Origin of the sequence: Iningainema tapete BLCC-T55 (assembly GCF_014698965.1) — a bacterium.
GTDB lineage: Bacteria > Cyanobacteriota > Cyanobacteriia > Cyanobacteriales > Nostocaceae > Iningainema > Iningainema tapete.
Window position 1 is genome coordinate 76,371 of record NZ_JACXAE010000084.1, and the last position, 19,104, is coordinate 95,474.

Genomic DNA, 19,104 nt, shown 5'->3' on the forward strand with positions numbered 1-19,104 from the left:
TTCGAGTGAAACAAGCCCAAGAGTTTGTAAAGGTAGTGTAAGCTGTATTGCCCTTATAGGCGAATGGCAGTTTACGATGTAGAAATGAGTGCTAGTAAAAGAAGCCGTTTTTAAACAACACGAGGAAGTTGCATGAGAACCATTGAAACAACCGTAACAGTAACAGATGACCAACAAATTATCATTACATTGCCATCGGATATAATCCCTGGTAAACACCGAGTTGTGCTGGTGATTGATGAAACGCCACTACCACTTGATATCGCTCCTGCCAAACCACCAATCAAATTGAATGTAGGTGAGTGGAAAAATTGGTCGCCTGAGTGTAATTTCCACAGAGAAGATATTTATGATGTAGCTGATTTTAGTCGTTTTTCTACATTAATTCAGATTTTCCCCTTGGAGGTGAATTCATGAATCAACCTAACTTTGCTATAATGCCTAACTGGAGTTCAATAGAAGCAGGATTTTTGAGACTAACCCGCCAAATGCAGTTGGGGTAAGTGTCAGGATTGCTGGTTTCTGAATCAAAAAGCGCGTTGGGTGTTGGAGAAATGTTGTGTAAGGAGAAGTAACAATGACGCAACTAGTAATAGAAAATATCGATTCAATTATTATCGAAAAGCTAAAAATTCGTGCTCAACAACAAGGTAGAACTTTGTCAGCCGAATTAAAAGCAATTTTGGAGGAGGCGGCTCAAGGAATTGATCAAGCGGCGGTAAAAACGGCAGCATGGGAAAGAATTGATCGAGAGCGGGCTAAGTATGCTGGTAAAATCTTCAGCGATAGTGTGGAACTTTTGCGAGAGGACAGACAGCGTTGAGTCAATTTGTCGTAGATGCCAATGTTGCAATTAAATGGGTAGTGCCGGAAATTTATTCTGATGGTGCACTTCGGTTGCGAAATGTTAACTATACTCTCTTAGTGCCAGATTTCTTTTTTCCAGAAATTGGAAATATTCTGTGGAAGCGGGTTCGTCGTGGTGAAACAACCCTAGAAAATGCTCAGAAGGATTTAACTGCATTGATGGGGCTTAGCTTAGAGTTACATCCCTCTTTGCTACTTATGCCACAGGCGCTTGAGATTGGGGTAAGAATACAGCAAGCTGTTTATGACTGTGTTTACTTGGCGCTTGCTGTTACTCACGGATGTCAAATGGTTACAGCCGATGAAAGGTTTTTTAATGCCCTTCAACGTGATTCATTGGCAACTCATTTGTGCTGGGTGGAGGATTTGCCATGAAGTATAGTGCCAATTGATTTCCCATGACTCATTATGGCAACATCCTGGGTAGAAATTAGGGCAGCTATGTGCTTGTACTCTTGCTGCACAACTGAGACAGGCAAGCGATTCAATCGACTCTCTAGCACAATGGGAACCCCAGTTGGAAATTTAGCAATCTGCGACACCCACCAGGTTTGCGGTGTAATGCGGGAGTGGATGTCCCGCCGTCCATCATTGTCGGAGATGTGAATCTCTAACAGACGCTCGGATGGGAGTTCCAACAATTGCTCAAGACTTTGCAAGCTGCGGTGATGCCAGATGTTAAGGTGTGCTAAGTCAACAACCAGCTTAATCTCAGGAGCATCCTGGCAAAACTGAGCAACTTCCTCTGCATTGTCTAAAAGATACTTTTTAGAACTGGTGGGAAGTGTTGGATACATTGTTTCGACACCAAGAACAATGCCTCGCTCTTGGCAAAGTTGGTGGAGACAATGGACGTTTTCCAGAAATTTTGCATACGCAGATGAGCGATCGCTTGTAGTAAGAAAATCCCCACCATGCACAGAGTAGGCTGTGATTCCATGACTTGCCAACCAGTCTGTGAGTCGCTGGAAATATTTCCAATCTTGGGGTTCGGCTAGATTGAAGGGATGATGGCGAGCGCTCCACACAAAGGCGTGATGCGCTCGATATACCATCCCTTGTTGCCTAAAATCCTCGATTGCCTGCACTGCGTCGGTATCGGGTATTGAACCGATCGCTAGTTCAACATACCGAATTCCAGCTTCCCAAAACACCGTCAATGCTTCACGGGTTGTCACTCCACCGTAAGCAGACAAACTGAGATACAACTCCATTAGTCTTCCTGTAGTGATGTAAATTCAAAGCTTGCAGTTCTGGGTGTGAGGGCAAACAGAGTACTAGCATACCCCACCAACACGCTCAATTCCTGAGACAACTGATTTCTTTGCGCTTCTGGATACTCTATCTCTGTGAGCAAGTCATCTACATCGTCTGATATGTAGTAGTCAATCTGCTCTTTAAGAGAAGATTCTCTGTGTTCATTCAAGTTGTATGTACGTTTGTAAGGCACTTCAATCTGACGCTCAGCATCACCTATCCGCAAAGACAGGGAATAGCTGTACAGAATATGAGTGCGCTCATCATCATAGGCGTAAGGATCTTCCTGCGTCTGGTAGTTGCTTAAACCTATCGGTACGAGCGTTGCCAATAACCAGGTAGTTGGATCGTCTGCGATGGTAGACTCAGATTGCCGATACCAGCGATCGCTCTTAATCTGTTTCAACTCCTGTACAAACGCTCTCAATTCCGATGTCGGCAACAAACATCTCGCATCGGTAGCGAGGGCATCAGTAATGCGTTTGAGTTCTATCGCCTGTGCTTCCACCAGTGCCTGTTCTCTTGAGCGAAGTTCTTGCATTCGTGCCTGTACTTGTTGTTGCAAGGCTGCGATCTCTGGATCGAATCGGCTGGCATGATTTTGCACCAATGCTTGATAACTCGAAAGCAGCGAATCAGAATTTGTCATGGCATTCCTCACTTCAACAGTGCGAATTGTTAATGACTATTGCAGTTAGCAATTTCTGCCAACCATCTTAATAGTTCCTTTGTACTATACCACGGTTCAATTCATTGGACAATCACTACCCTAACAGGCTCAGAAGAATGGAATCAGGATATTAAACTATTTGAATTAGCGAGAATAGACTTTTAATTAGGCGCATCGCAAAAGTGTAAAAAGCTTGATTACCCTCATCCCCTAACCCCTTCTCCCAAACCTGGGAGAAGGGGTTAGGGGATGAGGGCAAACCGCCCAGAGTTATCGAATTACCTGCATCCTTGTAATTAAAGTGACTTGCTTGCTTTTGCCACAGGGTTCAGCACTTTGGCAATCGTTGATTCGCCCTTGTTCATAGGATAAGCGCACTCTATTGTTTAAGAAAGTTTTTTCTTTAGCACAAATTTCAAAATTTGCATAAACACTTTGATACACTTTTCCTTTTTGATCTACTAACGTGACGTAACATGCGTTGTCGCCATTGTCCATGCTTTTGACTGTGGCGATTTGTAATCCTTTGACTGATTTCTGTGCTACTACAGCAGTAGGGGTTAGAAAAAAGTGTAAGGCAAAGACAGATACAGATAAACCCAAGACTGACAAGCAGAAGGGGATTTTTTGCTCTTTGATTACTTTCTGACTTTGATCTGACATGGTTAAGTACTCCACCGCTACGAAATAGTACAATTCTATACTGAAAAAAATATAAATTAACTCAGTAGTATATCTGATGTATGGAGTAGTAAATATTCAATTAAGAATGGTTTTCCTTCTTGTGAATTTTCTTCAATTTTTAACTACTGCTTAATATTTCATTATTTAACTACACAAAAGATAATTAAATGCTTTAAATTTGTTTTTAATACATCTTTGCACAGATGTATAAATAATCTGTTTCTTTTGATGGTTGTACCTTACTCCTTTTTTTAAGGATAATTTCCCATCTTTTTAACTAAGCAAATAATTATCTTGATTATGAGATTATGAGAATCATTTTCATGTGCTTCTTAACTTAAATATGATAACTATTTAACTTAATGTTATTCTTGCCAAGAAGTTAAAAACATACAATGAACGAAGGCATTTTTCCGAACTTTTGAACGGAAAAAATTAAGTTAGATAAGGATAAAGATGGCTCCAAAAAATATTGTTATCTCCTTGGATGGTGCAACGTTTTCCATTCTCAAAAACTATCTAGAAACGAATCAGCTTGAGTCAAATACAGGACTTGGTTTTCTAGCAAACACAGGAGTTTTTGTTCCCAGTACAGTCATCACTCCTTCCCTAACGGCACCTAGCCATATTGCGATCGCCACAGGCTCAACCGCAGCTAAAAACGACATCAACGCCAACTCATTCCACCTCATCAAAAGTCCCTTCAACGAAAATATCAGCGGCTTCGGGGCACCGATTGGCGGATACGATGCTTTGCATGGCGACGCTCATGAAAGTGAAGATCCCACTGCCGAACCCTTGTGGGTGCGTTTGCGAGAAGCAGGTAAGACAGTCGTTGCTGCCACTTTTCCTGGTGCTGATGGTGTTGATGTCAGACTACCCGGTGTTGAAGGGACACCAATCATACAATCCAAGGACATCCGAACCGTTGATTACACGATTCCCTTTGGTGTATTTGGCGGCATAGGAGCGAGAGGATTTAGCCTCAATGCCGGTCAATTCACAATTGATCCAACCCTAGCAACGAATGGACTTGCTACTCTGGGAATTACATCATTTAGTGACGTGAAGGTTGCCCAGTTAGAAACAATTCCTGCACAAGGAACTGGCAGTCTTGTGGGGGGCAGTAGCAATCCTTACAGTCTACAGATTGCCGCTATTGATACAACCAACGACGATATTATCAATTATAACGAGTTAGTTGTTTTCGATGCAAATCGTGGTATTGAAAGACCTTTCCAACCGCCTTCAACTGGATCGGCATTTTTAAACACTGATAACCAAACAATCAGCCCATTCTTCTTTGAAAGTAGTAACAACAAAGTAGGAGCATCCTTTCTCCTCACCAATCTAGCTCCAGATCTTTCCACAGTTCGAATACTGCGGACTTCAGCAAATTACATCCCCCGTCCGGTAGAGAGTCCAGGAGTAATTGCCAATGTTGACGATATAAACAACAACGTTGGCTTTTGGCAACCGCAACCCGACTTCCGCATTGCCCAACGTGTTGCACCTGGACTCAATGACTTTCCCGATATAGAATTGGAAGCAGCTTATGAGGACTTGGTAGAAACCTTTGTGCCATACCAAACCGATGTCCTCTTGAGAGCGATCGCGCAAAATCCTGATGCCGATCTAGTTCTGGGCTACGTTGAGCAACCAGATGGTTCCGGGCATCAGTTCTTGTTGACCGATCCACGTCAGCCAACCGATCCCAGTAATCCCAACTCCATTGGTACAGGTCAAGACCAGGCTAAGATCGAGCGTTACGCTAATTATGTCCTAAATGCTTACAAGACGGTTAGTGATGCAGTGCAACGTGTGATTGATACCGTAGGCACAGACAGTAATGGGCTTCCCAACAGCAACATTATTATCACATCCGATCACGGTTTTGCACCGTTCCATACTGCAGTCAACATGAATATATCCTGGCTAACGCTGGGTTTGATCCAAATCAAGTACGAGCTGTGACTAGTGGTCCTGCGGTAAACATTTATATCAACGTTAAGGGACGAGAGCCAAATGGGGTCGTTGAGCCTAGCGAGTATAAGGAATTGCAACAACGGATTTTGCAAACCCTGAACAGCTTGCAAGACACTAATCCCAATTATGCTTTGCAAGGAGCAGTTCCCCTTTTTAATAATGTCTACGAGCGATCTGTTTCTGATAACCCCTCTGTAGAAGAGATTATCACCGCTTCCAGTGATTTCATCGGTCAAGACACTGGTGACGTTTTTGCTCTCTTGAGTGTAGGCTATAACTTCGATGGGTTCCAACCATCTGTGCTGCGTAAAGATGACGCTGTACCGACACAAGGTCAACCCATCCTCTCTGTACCAACCTTTTACGGAGCGCATGGCTACGATCCCACTCTACCAGAGATGCAAGCAATCTTCCTTGCTGCTGGACCTGATTTTAATTCCAACGTTCTTCCCGGACTCAATGAAGTTCGCAGTATTGATATCGCCCCAACAATTCTAGACTTACTAGATGTTGAACCCGCTCCAACCATTCAAGGTCAGTCGATTTTCGCACAGAATACAGCCGTAGGTACACTCGCACCGGTATTTGGCACTGCCCAGAAGGACACCTTAGAAGTCAGTGGTAACAACGCATTAGTATTTGCAGGTGCTGGGGACGATCTGATTGATGCTCTTAATAGTCGTGGTGGTAATCGGGTCTACACTGGTAGCGGAAACGACACCTTGATATTGGGGAGTGGCGATCGCCTCTTTGGTGACGACGGTAATGACCGCTTCTTCGTCCAAACTGGTGGTAATAACGTCATAACTGGTGGTGTAGGCACTGATCAGTTCTGGATTGCGGTGGCAGAAATTCCAAAAGCAGTAAATACCATCACCGACTTTGTCAGTGGTGAGGATGTGATCGGAATTGCAGGTTTAGGAATTAACTTTGGGCAACTGAGTATTAGCCAAGAAGGAGAGAACACTCGGATTGCCGCTAATGGTAAAGACTTAGCTGTTTTAAGTGGCATTCAAGCCAGCAGCCTTAGTGCTCCGAACTTCGTTTTTGTCTAATTTAAAGTTCTTCCCCCCAAGCCGTAATTCCATGACTTGCCAACGAATCTGTGAGTTGCTGGAAATAATTCCAGTATTGTGGTTCAGCTAGATTAAAAGGATAGTGGCGAGCGCTCCACACAAAGGCGTGATTGTTTCCTTACTTCTCACGCCTTCGACCACAATACAACACCAACAGCACAAACAATCCCAACCCAACAACATACTTCAAACCATCTGGCACACTAGGATGAGGAGAAAAAAACCCTTCAATCACACCAGCAACAACCAACATTGGCACAATACCAAATACCAACTGCACTGCCAAAGAACCATAAAACTTTAACGCATCTCGACGACGCAACCTACCTGGAAACAAAATTGCCCTTGCCAATAAAAACCCTGCACCACCAGCAAAAAAAATCGCAGGTAATTCCAAAGAACCGTGAGGTAAAACAAACGCCCAAAACGGATAAGCAAGATTATTTTGACTCACCAAAGTAGCAACAGCACCAATTAACAAACCATTAAACAGCATTAGATAAGTTGTGTACGCCCCAACAGTAATACCACCAGCAACAGCCCCAAAAGACACAGACAAATTATTAATCATAATACTGCTAGAAGCCAAAGGTTCAGTGCCAACAATTGACCCCATCCACAATTTACGCTCATCTCGTACCGTTCTAATTAAATGATCTGGTACAATGAGTGACATAAAAGTTGGATCTTGCCACGCATACCACCAAGCAACTAAAACCCCTACCAAAAATATGGTAGTGGCAGCAGCGATATAAAGAAATGTCTGCTGCACCACCGATGGTAATCCCCAAGAATAAAACTCCACCACAGCTTGCCATTCCTGTCGTCGCGAACCTTGATAAATCTGCGTATAGCCTCTAGTTGTTAATAATTGTAAATTTTGTATTAAAGTGTTGCCAACTTGTTGGGTACGGGCGCGTGCCAAATCAGCCGCCACTGAACGGTACAAACTTGCTAATTCCCTAATTTCTGTTGCCGACAGCGTTTTTAGTCCTTTTTTCTCTACTTTAGTTAATAAAGCGTCCAAACGCTGCCAATCAGGTTCTCGTCGCGCAATCCAACGTTGAATATTCATATATTATGGCAACACTGGGTTTAATTTACCATAATATAGCCTCTTCTCTAGCCTTAACTTACAGGAGCGTCTCAAACTATGTCTGAAAATTTTAGATCTCCAAATTTAGTGGAACTCCTCAGTTTAGGTAATGTAGTCACTGCCGGATTTAGGTTGTATAGCTCTCATCGTAAATCCTACTTTTTACTAGCTTTAACTGCATCCTTTTGGTCATTTCTACCGTTTTTATTTATTATTCCTGTAGGAATATTAATTTTTATTAATTCTCGTGTGGGTAATGATTCTCTTTGGGCTTGGTTAATTGCAATGTTAGTAGGAATTATTTTATATTTTTATGCTTTAGGTAAATCTTTAATTAATGCCAGCATTATTTCCAGATTGGCTTTTGCTGAATTGTTAAATCAACCAGAAACTGTAGCCGCTGCTCGTCGTCAAGTTAAACCTAAATTGTGGCGTTTTGTCATTACCTCACTTTTAATATTTTTGATTTTATTTGTGAGCTTTATTGTCTTTATGATTCTGATGATTATTCCACTATTAAATCTACTTTTATTTATTCCTGCACTGGCTACTTTTCTTTGGGTTGTAGCTCGATTCTTACTTCCTGATGTAATTTTAGCAGTGGAAGAAAATAGTAGTGCAATCGATGCAGTTAGCCGTAGTTGGGATTTAACTTCAAGAAATGCATGGCGGATTGTTTTAATATTGGTTGTGGCATTTTTAGTCACAATACCTCTACAATTACTTGTACAAATAATTAATAGAGTTGCTGTCTATGCATTTATAACACCAGTAATACGGGATGCTGTCAATGGCTCCACAAGTGCAACATTGTTAATTAGTATAGTTTATTTATTTATATTGGTATTAATATTTTTAGTCAATGCAATCATTTTACCGTTCTGGCAGGCAATCAAAGGTGTAATTTACTATGACCTAAGAGCGCGTCAAGAAGGGTTAGACTTAAAGTTACGTGGCGAGGTTTAAACGCCAGTTGGGATTAATCATTATGCATCTTTTTAAACGTGTAAAATACCGTACACCAGAAAGTGTAGAACTAGAATTTACTCTCGCTGGAATTGGTAATCGTGCTTTAGCATTGCTAATTGACGATTTGCTTTTGGTTGTGGGTTTGATACTGTTCTTAATTATTTGGATTATAGTTTCAATTCAACTAGCTGATTTTTGGAGAGCAATATTAGGTGATAGAGTAGGTTTGTGGTGGTTGGCGATCGCCTCGATTATTTCTTTCTCAATTTACTCTGGTTATTTTGTTTTTTTTGAAACTTTATGGCAAGGGCAAACTCCTGGTAAACGGATTGCTAAAATTCGCGTTGTTAGAGACAATGGTAGACCGATAGGGCTACAACAAGCAACACTGCGTGCCTTACTAAGACCTTTTGATGAAATTTTATTTATCGGAGCTTTTTTAATTATATTTAATCGTCAGGAAAAACGCTTAGGCGATTTAGCTGCAGGTACAATTGTGATTCAAATGCAAACAACTTATGCGACGACTATTACCACTTCAGAACAAGCAAATTCGGTAGGCGAACAATTGCTACAAACAGCGAATTTATCAGCGATGTTACCTGACGATTTTGCTGTAATTCGTCTCTATCTACTTAGACGTAACACCATGAAATCAAAAGCAAGAGACTCTGTATCTTTAAGACTAGCTCATCAGCTTTTACCTATTCTTAATCTAGAGCAGATTCCCGAATCAATCACTCCAGATATGTTTTTAGAAGCTGTTTACTTAGCATATCAAGAATCATCAAATTCTCGTTAACAAAGTTTAATGTACTAAATTGTTGACGGTGCGTAACGCTAACAATTAGTGTATACATCTATTGAACAGCGTCACGCACTCTACTTAATATTAATTTACTCAATCTAAAATCTAAAATCCAATCTGGGCCAATCTGGTTCCCGATAATAGCGCGTCATGTCGTCAAACTTCCGCAATTCGGCGCTATTGATCGCAAATGGGAGTGGATTCAACAACCATTGTTGATTCAAATCAGAGAGTATACCACAAAGGCGATCGCGATCTAAACTGGAGGCAATTTTGCCAAAATACCCTAAAGTAACGTGCGCTGTAAAGTGGTAGTGTTGTTCAATCCCCAATGCGATTAACTGAGGATTTTGATATATGGTACGGCGGAGGTTAACTATTTGCTCATAGCTGCTTTCATCTTGAGGTACTAAACAAACACCTATAGCTCTGGGCATCACAATCAACCCTAACATCTGCCAGCGAATGGGACTGGCTTGTGTCATCGATTGTTGACACTCTTGAAAGATTTGTGTAAAACAAGAACGTAACTGCACCTCAAATTGTGGATTTTGTGCGCAAGCGTCACGGTAAGCATTATCCCAGATTAAATCTGCTAAAGTTACATGAAAGCTAGCCGGAGGTACAGGTACAATAAAATCAAGTAAAGGGTGTGACAGCAATTGCTGTTGGTAACTCTGCAACTGGGCATAGAAAGCTGATTGAGATTCCTCATAAGGCGGTGTGATTACCGTATACCCAGGAAAGATGACAGCTTGTCTTCCAGACTCTGATGTAGAGTGAAACTTAGAAGATTCCTGGATATGCTGGAGTTGGGATCTATAAGCTTCTGGCAGAGTCATTCGTGCCACCCGATTGAGATAAGTTTGATAGTTGTCGTCCAAACTTGTTATCCTCGCGTCCCTTGATAGATTGTAAGCAAAATCACTGTTAATCATAAAGTAAAGAAGCTTTTTTTCGACAAGGTGGAGGCTCGCTATGCCAATTTACTTTTACTGGGGTGAAGATGATTTCGCGATGGAAAAAGCGATCGCTCACCTTAAAGAGCGCATCCTTGATCCACAATGGACTAGTTTTAACTATACTTCCCTGACTGGCGATCAAAGCGATGCTGCCATTCAAGGCTTAAATCAAGTGATGACTCCACCCTTTGGCGCTGGTGGGCGCTTAGTATCGCTTGTCAATACTAACATTTGCCAGCAATGCCCAGACAACGTACTAGGAGAGTTACAAAGAACTCTGCCCGTCATTCCCCAAGACTCATTTTTGTTGTTCACTAGTAGTAATAAACCAGATGAGCGACTCAAATCTACTAAACTTTTGCGCAAACAAGCTGAATTTCGCGAATTTGCCTTGATACCTCCTTGGAAAACAGAATTGCTGGTGCAATCTGTTCAACAAGCGGCTCAAGCTGTAGGTATAAAATTAACGCCTAAAAGTGTAGATCTGTTGGCGGAAAATGTAGGAAATAATACAAGACTATTGTATAATGAGTTGGAAAAACTACGTCTATATGCAGAAGGAAGCCCCCAAGCTGTAGATGTAGATACTGTGGCTCTGTTAGTTAGAAATACAACCCAAAATAGTTTACAACTAGCAGCAGCTATTAGAACCGGGGATACAGCAAAAGCATTAGCCACGGTAGCGGAACTCCATGCTGCTTGTGAGCCTTCTTTGCGCATAGTCGCTACACTAATTGGTCAATTTCGTACTTGGTTATGGATAAAGATTATGCTCGAAAGTGGTGAACGGAATCAACAAGCCATCGCCCAAGCAGCAGAGGTAGGTAACCCCAATCGTATTTACTTTATACAAAAAGAAGTCCAATCTCTTTCTTTACAGCAACTAATTGCTTGTTTGCCTATTCTACTAGAGTTAGAAGTTAGTCTCAAGCAAGGTGCATCAGAAATATCAGCTCTTCAGACTAAAGTGATCGAACTTTGTCAGGTATGCGCTCACTCACTAGTAAGAAAAACGTAGGTTTAACTCTACCTTGTATTGGAACTTATTCCTGCTTAAGTAATTCAAAGTAATCAAGATATTCCCACTGTAGTTGTTCCTGATAGGGAAAATGATTAAATTTTACCATCGATTTTTCCGATTTACAATGACGCGGATGCTTCTCCAATCTATGTTTTTTGTTACTCTCACCGCTGTCGGTTTGGTTTACAGCAGTTTGACTTTAAGTGCAAAAATTGAAGCTCAAACTCCATCACCAGCAGTTAATACTGGTGAAGTTTTAAACTATGCTAAAGCTGTTTTATCAATGGAGTCAGGGCGTCAACAAGCTTTTGACGAAATAAAAAAAATTGTTGGTAGTGGGGATGTGCCAAAAATTGTTTGTAACGAACCCAACAGCTTTAATAGTCTTCCTAGTAAAGCGAAAGACATTGCTGTTAATTACTGCAACCGTTCTCAAAGAATAGTTGAAGATAATGGTCTAAGCATTCAAAGATTCAATAAAATTACTCAAGAAATACAAACTAATGAAGCTTTAAAACAGCAAGTCTACAATGAATTAATCCGCTTACAGAAAAAACCTTAACACATATTAACTAGTCTATTTGAAACAAGAGAATATTTATGGATGATTAGTTATTAGTTATTGATAACTAATAACTAATGAACATTAGTGATTTATTATATCATAAAATAGTGCGTAAATCTTATTTACACAATTTAAAGTTATTTAAAGATGAAGAAATGCTTGTCGCTTAGCATGAATATTTTTCATATGCTTTTTCACAGTGTTTAAAGAAATATGAAGATTATCGGCAATTTCTTTATAACTGTAGTTAACTCGGTAAAGACACCATATTTCCGCCTCTCGATGTGTCAGTTCATATTTTTGTACTTCCGTAAATGCAGTTTGTTGGAGAGATTCATACAAATTCTCTATCGTTACTAAAAAGCAAGGACTACGAAATCTCTCTAAATTCAGACAACGGACACGAATGCGAAAAATATGTGATTGATCAACCACAATTTCATCTGATATAATCATAGACTCTTCGGGAGTCAAATTTTGCTCAAGTAATGATTCACATAAATGCCAAATAGCACATGGAATGGAATTTTCCAGGGAGCAGCCACCCCTAAGTTGACGACAAATACGCACCGCTGATATGTTCTGCAGAATCAGTTCTCCCGTCTGTGTCAAAATTAAGATTGCATCCTGTAAGCCTTCAACAATTTCTTGTAAAAAATTAGCACAACAAGAACTATTAAAATCAAGACTTAATTTCTGTTGTGATTTAATTGGTGATGTATGTGTTAAAATCATAACGATATGACTGCATCGTAAAAATGCAGCTAGTGCTTTGCTCGTGCGATCGCTTACCCGCTCATCCACACAGAAATAGTTATGTGCTCAAGAGCAGTAAGATCTGCGGTTAAGCTATTTGAGTGTTGATATAGATACAATCATCTTCTTACTTCTATTTTCCGGATTTCAAACCAGATCCCCGACTTCTTAAAAAAGTCGGGGATTTTGGAATAAGCGATATTTTCAAAAAGTCCGCTAATCGTCCAATGCATCGGAGGCATCATCGGACACTTGTTCCTTCAGAGCTTGCTTATGCATGAGTGTGTTGATATCACGGGAATGATGCAATACCCTCAAAACATCAATCCCCTCGGCTGACTGTTTATAAAAAATAATGTGCTTATTTTTGACGAAACTCCGCAAAGAGGGGAAAAATTCTTCCCGCAAGCGCCCCAAACCGGGGTTCTCTGCCAAAAGCTGAAGGGTGTCGTACAGACGTTCTAGAAACTGTGCAGCAGCAGCAGGGTTATCTTTGGCTATGAATTCAAAAGTCTCCTCAATATCCTGTGTTGCATCAGGCGAAAGTATAAAATCTGTCATGATTCTGGATTTTGCAAAGCTTGACTTCTCTGCCGCATTTTTTCAAAAAACTCCTTACCAGAAATACCTTGACCCTGCTCAATTTGGCGCAAACCAGACTCAATATCCTGACGCAGAGTGTCAAATTTGATACGTTGCAATTCTTCTTCGGCTTTTTGCAACCGTTCAAGGATTTCCTGAAAGGTATGAGCTTCATGCACCACTAAAGCAGCTTCTCCATTGATAGTTAGCACAACGGGCTGTTTTGTTTCCCGAATATTTTCCGCATATTTTCTAGCATTACGCTGAAAATCTGTGAACGAGTGAATATTGTCCAGGCTAATCATAAATTCATACCTGCTAATCAGATAATTATATGATAATTATCTGATTAGCAGTCGTCAAGTAATGACGTGAAATTACCCGTATAACTAACGCCAGTCGTATTCCTTGCTGGGCGCAAGTGCGATTAACTCTTCAACATTTTGTTGGATCTTATTGCAAATCATATTTAAAGGTAGATCATTAGGATCGCAACCGAAAGGCTCTTCGATTTCCGAGCCAATTTCTTCAATACTTAATAAGGTAAAACTTACGCAAGCCATTACCAAACCAGTCCACCAATTTAAAGTACTAACTATTTCCAGAGGTAATAGCAGGCAAAAAATTAATAACAGTTGTCTAAGCTTAATGGTGTATATCAGAGGTAGTGGTGTTCTCAAAATACGTTCACAACCACCTAATATATCGATCAAATCATCCACTAATTTATGTAAATCACTCAACTGGAAGACATTGAGACAATTACATTCATATTGTTCTTGCAAATATTCCCTAATCCAATAGGCAATTTGTAGTGGAGGGTGTTGAGTGTCTTTAAGCTTAAAATACTGAATATCAGACATCAATGTTGCTAACTGGTTATCCAAAGGCTTTGCCCTTAAATGTAACTTCATTGCTACAGCAAAAGCAACTACAAGTCGAGCCATTGCTTCTTTTTTTATTCGAGCCTGTGGGGAGTTTTCTTTAACTGTGATATAAATACCCTGAGCTAAGTTACGAACCGTATTGACTAAAGCTCCCCATCGTTCACGTCCTTCCCAAAAGCGTTGATGTGCCGTATTTGTCCGAAAAACCAGCAACAAAGTAAAGCCAATGTTGAAACTTAAGACAGCGTTGGTAAGAACAGCCGTTTGATCAGAGAATGCTACGGGATAACCGGAATTGTAAAGTAATGAAATGAAAACACCATACATACCACAAGCAATTACCCAAGGAATAATGACTGGAAATACAACCATTTCCACTCGGAAAGTTACTTGCAGCCAATTCAGTTTTTCGCCTGTGTAAAGTTCATACTTTGCCGTTAAAGAATTTTTTGACCTCTTATGATGGTGGTAATCCACTGTAGTGGTAGGATTTGAACGCCTCATTGGTTATAACTCCTAGTTACTTTACAGGGAATATCAAATCATTATTATAAATATTTATAAATGAATCTTAAATATTATTACCGAAAATTCTGCCTATAGGTATACGACGTTACATCACTTCCCTTGAAACGCGAAACATACCTTAATTGTAGAGACGTTCGATGGAACGTCTCTACAGGATGCACGTACAGCGCGATTAACGTAATATAATAGGGTTATGGGTAATTAATGGTGGTATAATCTAAATCCCCAGCCGTTGGTAAACCTGCTCTAAATTGTTGAGATGATGCTGTGGATCAAAACAAGCCTCAATTTCTGTAGGCGACAACTTTTGGGTAACACGAGGATCTTTGCTAATCAAATTGTGAAAATTACCTTCTGGTTTGTTCCAAGCAGAGTGAGCGCTTTGTTGGACGATCGCATAAGCTTCCTCGCGGCTCAATCCCTTATCTATCAATGCCAGTAGCACTCTCTGGCTGAACACAACACCGCCGTAGCAATTCATATTGCGTTCCATGTTCTCAGGATAAACCAACAGGTTTTTCACCAAGTCGGTCATCTCCACCAGCATAAAGTGTGTCAAAATGCAAGCATCGGGAAAAATTACCCTTTCTACCGAACTGTGAGAAATGTCTCTCTCGTGCCACAGAGCAACATTTTCCACAGCGGCAACGGCATGAGCGCGGATAATTCTTGCCATGCCCGTGAGTCGTTCGGAACGAATGGGGTTACGCTTGTGGGGCATGGCTGAGGAACCTTTTTGCCCTTTGGAAAAGAATTCTTCCACTTCCAAAACGTCTGTTCGTTGCAGATTGCGAATTTCTACAGCAAAACGTTCAATTGATGCGGCAACTAAAGCTAATTGTTGCACATAATCTGCGTGGCGATCGCGCGAAATCACTTGTGTTGATGCTGTATCAGGTTGGAGTCCGAGTTTATGGCAAGCGCGAGCTTCTACACGTGGTTCCACATTAGCATAAGTTCCCACTGCACCAGAAATCTTACCTACTGCGATGGTTTCGCGCAGACTTATTAAACGTTGTTGATGTCGCAACACTTCTGCCAACCACCCAGCCAACTTAAAACCAAAGGTAATCGGTTCGGCGTGTATTCCGTGAGAACGCCCAGTCATCACTGTATGACGATGTTCCGTTGCCTTTTGGCGAATTGCTTGAATTAAATCGGATAGACGTTGCAACAATAAATCCAGACTAGCCACTAGTTGCAGTGCTAAAGCCGTATCCAAAACATCTGAACTAGTTAACCCTAAGTGAATATAACGCCCTGCTTCCCCCACATATTCATTGACATTTGTCAAGAACGCAATTACATCGTGACGAACCTCAGCTTCAATTTCCAACACCCGCTGCGGATCAAAATTTGCCTTTGCCTTAATTTCTGCAACCGCTGCCGAAGGAATGTAACCCAACTCAGCTTGAGCCTCACAAACAGCGATTTCCACTTGCAACCAGGTTTTTAGCTTATAGGCTTCTGTCCAAAGATTGCCCATTTCGGGCAAAGTATAACGTTCAATCACGGTGACGCAACAGATGACAACTGTCTTATTTTACAAGCAAAAATTAGGCTTTTTGGGCAAACAAGAGTGTTGTAACATAGGGTTTGATGATAAATCCGCCATGAGCATTCAGTATTTGTGCGACACCATACTACTATGACTCTAAGGAAGAAACAGCTCCAACAAGGGTATTTCAATTTCAGGAAATGCCAATGGTGCTAACGCTGCATCCTGATCCAGGATAGTTTCAGATTGATAACCTGATATGGTGGGATTACGGTAAATGTATGCTTCTTTATCACTAACATCTAAAACCCAGTAATCAGCAATATTTGCCTTAGCATAAATAGGGGCTTTTTCTTTACAATCTGTATCTAAAGAAGAGTAGGCAACTTCAATTAATAGTAATATCTCTGTTGGATTGGGGTGATGGTCTGCGTAGCTACCTGGATCGATGCCGACTACGGCGATATCAGGCTCTGGTTCTGAGGTAGATAAAGTAATCGGTAATTGCATCCGCACATGAGCTTTACCTGTAAGTAGTGCTTTGAGGTAATCACATGTTCGTTGAGTTGTCGCTGCATGGGGTGGTTTTTGTGGACTCATTTGGACTATTCTACCGTCAAGAAGTTCTACTTTATCATCAGTTGTGAGAATACCTGCATCAATCATGCGGTGATATTCGTCCACCGTCCACAGGCGTTGTTGGATTGCCGTCATTTTTAGTATCCTCCTACTGGTACAGTTGAAACTTGGTTTATTCTATTTTGCCTTACAGTAGTTTCTTCTCGTTCCAACTCAGAGACTTGGAGCCAGACGACGAACTTGAACACACTACAAAGGTACTTCACGAATTCAGCCAGAGCGGCTCCGCGTCTACGCATTTGCAAAGAGCTGGAGTGGTTTGGTTTGGTTTTGCATCCAGAGCGTAATCAAGAAATTACTGATTGTGAGGGGCGTGTTAGTACTGATGAGTCTCGTTTACATGCATACGTTATTCCTGTTGAAGAAGGTTTGTTGATTGCACAGGAGGCAATTCGTACAGTTAGTAATAAATAAAATGAACCGCTGAGGCGCAGAGGACACAGAGGAAGAGAAGGCGGAGAATTTTATAATATTGTATGGATGTTGATGTTTTTAGGGGTTATTTCTATTTTTCCTTTTTAACCGTTTGGGTTTTGTAATGCTTCGCAAGAGGCGACTAATCCAGTTTGAAGAGGATTGTTTTTTACCAGTTTGTGCAGGTTGATTTGGTTTCATGCCTTGTTGAAGGCGAGCATTTTCAGTTAAAGGTATAGCATTTTTAGTTGGGACAATTTGTGAACCATATTTTCTTGCATAAACCTGTGTGAATTCAGCCCCAAAAAACAGAATTTGGGCAGCGTAGTTAACCCAAGCTAGAAAAGCCACTAGCGAACCAGCCGCGCCATAAACAGAGCCAAAACTGCTGCGACTTAGATAAAGAGCTAGTAAATACCTACCAATAGAAAACAAAAATGAAGTAAGGGCGGCGCCAATTAATACATCACTCCAAGTTATTTTAACATCTGGCAGAACTTTGAATATTAGTCCAAACAATACTGTAGTGATGGCGAAACTAAGTATAACGTTGGCTATCTGCAACAAATCGCCCACACCTGGTATTAGACTGCTAAAGTATGTAACTACTGTTTGCAAAATCGTAGTTATTATCAGTGACACAAGTAGTAAAAAGCCAATAGCTAGCACCATCGCAAAGGACAAAATGCGTTGGCGAACCATGTTTTTCATCGCACGCCCTGGTTTTGGCTGTACTTCCCAGATGGTGTTGAGGGAATCTTGCAATTCACTAAACAACCCAGTAGCACCAAATAGTAGAACAATAACACTGATAATTGAGGCGATCGTTCCTACTTGTGGCTGGCTAGCATTGTCGATGGCTGTGTTGATAACTTGTGCCCCAGCAGAACCTACTAAACCTGTAAGTTTTTCTTTTGCCTGACCTTCTCCTTCTTTTCCTAGTACCGCTCCCACTACTGCAATTACAATAATCAACAGTGGTGTTATGGAAAAAATCGTGTAATAAGATAAAGCAGCCGCTAGCCGTGATGCCTTGTCTTTACTCCATTCTTGGAATGTCTCTTGAAACAACCCCCAAACCGCCCGTAAATTCATCAACTACTCCTTTTAGTAGGATGCAAATGCCACTATATATCTTTGATACCAAATAAACTGCCTATGCCGCATCCTTCCCAAGGCATTTGTATGGCGTCTTGGAGGTAGAATTTACTTTGGGTAAGCAGAAGTACTGTGGTAATTGTGCGATTCATAGCAGATTCTTTACTCGCTTTCGCCTACTTTATATGTCAGAATATTGGTATCGTCATTCGTCGCCATCGCTTTTAGTGACTGCCAATGTATAATGTAGAGCTTCCCGAATTACCGACTGACTTCGCTGAATTGATGCGTCGAGTATTATTAGGAGAAGAAGTGATCATTTCGCAAGCTGGTACTCCCATTGCTCGTATAATACCTATTGAAGGACAAACATTACCTCGAATTCCAGGTTTGGATAAAGGTAAGGTGATCGTTGCCCCTGACTTTGATGCGCCCCTACCTGAAGATATTCTCAACGGTTTTCTTAATCCAGCAGATGAAAGATAATGAGAGCATTACTTGATACCCATGCTTTCCTTTGGTGGGTTACGGATGATTCACGACTTTCACCTACTGCAAAAAGTATAATTACTGACTCTAGTAATCTTCTATTTTTGAGTGCGGCTAGTGTTTGGGAAATCGTTATCAAAGTGCGCTTAGGAAAATTAACTTTACCTGAACCACTGTAACCATTCACTCCCCCCCCCATGCGCGTGGCATGAAAATTAGCAAGTTTGCACGCAGGTAAAGAATATTGGCTCA

General features: G+C 41.0%; 25 protein-coding genes. 12 read left to right on the forward strand and 13 right to left on the reverse strand.

Features of this window, described 5'->3' with window-relative positions; genetic code table 11:
* Positions 1-132: 132 nt before the first annotated feature.
* From ICL16_RS27605 to ICL16_RS27615, 3 genes are all read left to right on the forward strand, one after another.
* A complete protein-coding gene (locus ICL16_RS27605; RefSeq protein ID WP_190834510.1) occupies positions 133-417 on the forward strand; it encodes a hypothetical protein in 285 nt (94 codons plus the stop codon).
* Positions 418-577: 160 nt separating this feature from the next.
* Positions 578-823 carry a FitA-like ribbon-helix-helix domain-containing protein gene (locus tag ICL16_RS27610; RefSeq protein WP_190834512.1) on the forward strand — a complete coding sequence of 82 codons (246 nt, stop codon included), beginning with the start codon at positions 578-580 and terminating at the stop codon, positions 821-823.
* Positions 820-1,242, forward strand: a complete 423-nt coding sequence (locus tag ICL16_RS27615) for a type II toxin-antitoxin system VapC family toxin (protein ID WP_190834514.1) — start codon at positions 820-822, stop codon at positions 1,240-1,242. Before ICL16_RS27610 ends, ICL16_RS27615 begins: the two co-directional genes overlap by 4 nt.
* Here the strand turns inward: ICL16_RS27615 and ICL16_RS27620 are convergent.
* The 3 genes from ICL16_RS27620 to ICL16_RS27630 form a co-directional block, all read right to left on the reverse strand.
* Positions 1,212-2,081, reverse strand: a complete 870-nt coding sequence (locus tag ICL16_RS27620) for a sugar phosphate isomerase/epimerase family protein (RefSeq protein WP_190834517.1) — start codon at positions 2,079-2,081, stop codon at positions 1,212-1,214. The genes ICL16_RS27615 and ICL16_RS27620 overlap by 31 nt on opposite strands.
* Positions 2,081-2,773 (reverse strand): hypothetical protein, encoded by a 693-nt coding sequence (locus ICL16_RS27625; protein WP_190834519.1) that lies wholly within the window; start codon positions 2,771-2,773, stop codon positions 2,081-2,083. Before ICL16_RS27625 ends, ICL16_RS27620 begins: the two co-directional genes overlap by 1 nt.
* Before the next feature lie 291 nt (positions 2,774-3,064).
* On the reverse strand, positions 3,065-3,457 hold the full coding sequence (locus tag ICL16_RS27630; protein ID WP_190834521.1) for a hypothetical protein: 393 nt from the start codon (positions 3,455-3,457) through the stop codon (positions 3,065-3,067).
* Between the two features lie 477 nt (positions 3,458-3,934).
* Between ICL16_RS27630 and ICL16_RS27635 the strand changes: the two genes are divergently transcribed.
* Together ICL16_RS27635 and ICL16_RS27640 are read left to right on the forward strand one after the other, a co-directional pair.
* Positions 3,935-5,452, forward strand: coding sequence for an alkaline phosphatase family protein (locus ICL16_RS27635; RefSeq protein ID WP_190834530.1), 1,518 nt, complete (start codon positions 3,935-3,937; stop codon positions 5,450-5,452).
* Entirely contained in the window at positions 5,449-6,519 is a 1,071-nt protein-coding gene (locus tag ICL16_RS27640; protein ID WP_190834532.1) for a hypothetical protein, read from the forward strand. Before ICL16_RS27635 ends, ICL16_RS27640 begins: the two co-directional genes overlap by 4 nt.
* A 139-nt stretch (positions 6,520-6,658) precedes the next feature.
* Here the strand turns inward: ICL16_RS27640 and ICL16_RS27645 are convergent, their stop codons facing one another.
* Complete coding sequence (locus ICL16_RS27645; RefSeq protein ID WP_190834534.1) at positions 6,659-7,615, reverse strand: stage II sporulation protein M; 957 nt, start codon at positions 7,613-7,615, stop codon at positions 6,659-6,661.
* Between the two features lie 78 nt (positions 7,616-7,693).
* Here ICL16_RS27645 and ICL16_RS27650 point away from each other — a divergent pair, with 78 nt between their 5' ends.
* Together ICL16_RS27650 and ICL16_RS27655 are read left to right on the forward strand one after the other, a co-directional pair.
* Complete coding sequence (locus tag ICL16_RS27650) at positions 7,694-8,602, forward strand: hypothetical protein (RefSeq protein ID WP_190834536.1); 909 nt, start codon at positions 7,694-7,696, stop codon at positions 8,600-8,602.
* Between the two features lie 22 nt (positions 8,603-8,624).
* Positions 8,625-9,407, forward strand: a complete 783-nt coding sequence (locus tag ICL16_RS27655) for an RDD family protein (RefSeq protein WP_190834539.1) — start codon at positions 8,625-8,627, stop codon at positions 9,405-9,407.
* A 104-nt stretch (positions 9,408-9,511) separates the two neighbouring features.
* Here the strand turns inward: ICL16_RS27655 and ICL16_RS27660 are convergent, their stop codons facing one another.
* Positions 9,512-10,297, reverse strand: coding sequence for a DUF1868 domain-containing protein (locus ICL16_RS27660; RefSeq protein WP_190834541.1), 786 nt, complete (start codon positions 10,295-10,297; stop codon positions 9,512-9,514).
* 94 nt (positions 10,298-10,391) lie between these two features.
* Between ICL16_RS27660 and holA the strand changes: the two genes are divergently transcribed.
* Positions 10,392-11,393, forward strand: a complete 1,002-nt coding sequence (gene holA, locus ICL16_RS27665) for a DNA polymerase III subunit delta (protein ID WP_190834543.1) — start codon at positions 10,392-10,394, stop codon at positions 11,391-11,393.
* 91 nt (positions 11,394-11,484) lie between these two features.
* Entirely contained in the window at positions 11,485-11,958 is a 474-nt protein-coding gene (locus ICL16_RS27670; protein WP_190834544.1) for a DUF4168 domain-containing protein, read from the forward strand.
* 144 nt (positions 11,959-12,102) lie between these two features.
* On the opposite strand, the gene ICL16_RS27675 is transcribed toward ICL16_RS27670, so the two are convergent.
* The 6 genes from ICL16_RS27675 to ICL16_RS27700 form a co-directional block, all read right to left on the reverse strand.
* On the reverse strand, positions 12,103-12,765 hold the full coding sequence (locus ICL16_RS27675; protein ID WP_337907132.1) for a helix-turn-helix transcriptional regulator: 663 nt from the start codon (positions 12,763-12,765) through the stop codon (positions 12,103-12,105).
* Between the two features lie 168 nt (positions 12,766-12,933).
* Positions 12,934-13,278: a type II toxin-antitoxin system RelE/ParE family toxin gene (locus ICL16_RS27680; RefSeq protein ID WP_190834546.1), complete on the reverse strand. Its 345-nt coding sequence runs from the start codon at positions 13,276-13,278 to the stop codon at positions 12,934-12,936.
* Complete coding sequence (locus ICL16_RS27685) at positions 13,275-13,604, reverse strand: type II toxin-antitoxin system Phd/YefM family antitoxin (RefSeq protein WP_190834549.1); 330 nt, start codon at positions 13,602-13,604, stop codon at positions 13,275-13,277. The genes ICL16_RS27680 and ICL16_RS27685 overlap by 4 nt, the downstream gene beginning before the upstream one ends.
* An 84-nt stretch (positions 13,605-13,688) precedes the next feature.
* Entirely contained in the window at positions 13,689-14,690 is a 1,002-nt protein-coding gene (locus tag ICL16_RS27690; protein WP_190834553.1) for a bestrophin family protein, read from the reverse strand.
* Positions 14,691-14,931: 241 nt separating this feature from the next.
* Entirely contained in the window at positions 14,932-16,227 is a 1,296-nt protein-coding gene (purB, locus tag ICL16_RS27695; protein WP_190834556.1) for an adenylosuccinate lyase, read from the reverse strand.
* Between the two features lie 141 nt (positions 16,228-16,368).
* Entirely contained in the window at positions 16,369-16,926 is a 558-nt protein-coding gene (locus tag ICL16_RS27700; RefSeq protein WP_190834559.1) for a Uma2 family endonuclease, read from the reverse strand.
* Positions 16,927-17,031: 105 nt separating this feature from the next.
* Between ICL16_RS27700 and ICL16_RS27705 the strand changes: the two genes are divergently transcribed.
* On the forward strand, positions 17,032-17,265 hold the full coding sequence (locus ICL16_RS27705; RefSeq protein WP_190834562.1) for a hypothetical protein: 234 nt from the start codon (positions 17,032-17,034) through the stop codon (positions 17,263-17,265).
* A gap of 78 nt (positions 17,266-17,343) precedes the next feature.
* Here ICL16_RS27705 and ICL16_RS27710 read toward each other — a convergent pair whose 3' ends face one another.
* Positions 17,344-18,360 carry a YihY/virulence factor BrkB family protein gene (locus ICL16_RS27710; RefSeq protein ID WP_190834564.1) on the reverse strand — a complete coding sequence of 339 codons (1,017 nt, stop codon included), beginning with the start codon at positions 18,358-18,360 and terminating at the stop codon, positions 17,344-17,346.
* 32 nt (positions 18,361-18,392) lie between these two features.
* On the reverse strand, positions 18,393-18,515 hold the full coding sequence (locus ICL16_RS46955; RefSeq protein ID WP_273039570.1) for a hypothetical protein: 123 nt from the start codon (positions 18,513-18,515) through the stop codon (positions 18,393-18,395).
* A gap of 85 nt (positions 18,516-18,600) precedes the next feature.
* On the opposite strand from ICL16_RS46955, the gene ICL16_RS27715 reads away from it, so the two are divergent.
* Together ICL16_RS27715 and ICL16_RS47410 are read left to right on the forward strand one after the other, a co-directional pair.
* Entirely contained in the window at positions 18,601-18,849 is a 249-nt protein-coding gene (locus ICL16_RS27715; RefSeq protein ID WP_190834566.1) for a type II toxin-antitoxin system Phd/YefM family antitoxin, read from the forward strand.
* Positions 18,849-19,031, forward strand: a complete 183-nt coding sequence (locus ICL16_RS47410; RefSeq protein ID WP_337907133.1) for a type II toxin-antitoxin system VapC family toxin — start codon at positions 18,849-18,851, stop codon at positions 19,029-19,031. Before ICL16_RS27715 ends, ICL16_RS47410 begins: the two co-directional genes overlap by 1 nt.
* The last annotated feature ends 73 nt before the right edge of the window (positions 19,032-19,104 follow it).